This is a genomic window from Bradyrhizobium sacchari (genome assembly GCF_002068095.1).
Classification (GTDB): domain Bacteria; phylum Pseudomonadota; class Alphaproteobacteria; order Rhizobiales; family Xanthobacteraceae; genus Bradyrhizobium; species Bradyrhizobium sacchari.
On the sequence record NZ_LWIG01000026.1, the window covers coordinates 405,369 to 405,879 of the forward strand.

Consider the following 511-nt stretch of genomic DNA (forward strand, 5'->3'; position numbering starts at 1 on the left):
GGCCTAGTACCGCTTCGGGGCTACAGCCTGCCGCCGGCCCCGCCCGTTCCCGGCCAAGGCGACCTCGCCGTCGTCGGGCCGATGGCGCGAACGGCCTCGGACCTTGCTTTGTCGCTCGAGGCGATAGCCGGCCCCGACGAGACGCGCGACGGCGTCGGCTATCGCCTTGCGCTGCCCGCCCCGCGCCATGACCAGCTCGGCGATTTCAGGATCCTCGTGATCGACACCCATCCGCTGATGCCGACGGGCGACGCCGTGCGATCAGCCATCGGACGATTGGCGGAGCGGCTCGAACGGTCAGGCGCGCATGTCGCGCGCGTCAGCGCTTCGCTGCCCGATCTCGTCGCCTCCGCGCGGCTCTATATGAAGCTGCTCAACGCTGCGCGAAGCCCGCGCCTGACACCGGCAGCCCTCGCCGAGGCACAAGAAGTGGCCGCGGCGCTCTCGCCCGACGATCGCAGCCTGCAGGCCGAGCGCGCCCGCGGCTGGGGCATGAGCCATCGGGACTGGC

General features: G+C 71.8%; 1 protein-coding gene. It reads left to right on the top strand.

Annotated elements, in window-relative coordinates; translation table 11 throughout:
- A partial coding sequence (locus tag A5906_RS45000) for an amidase family protein (protein WP_245326897.1) occupies positions 1–511 on the top strand: 511 nt, incomplete at both ends.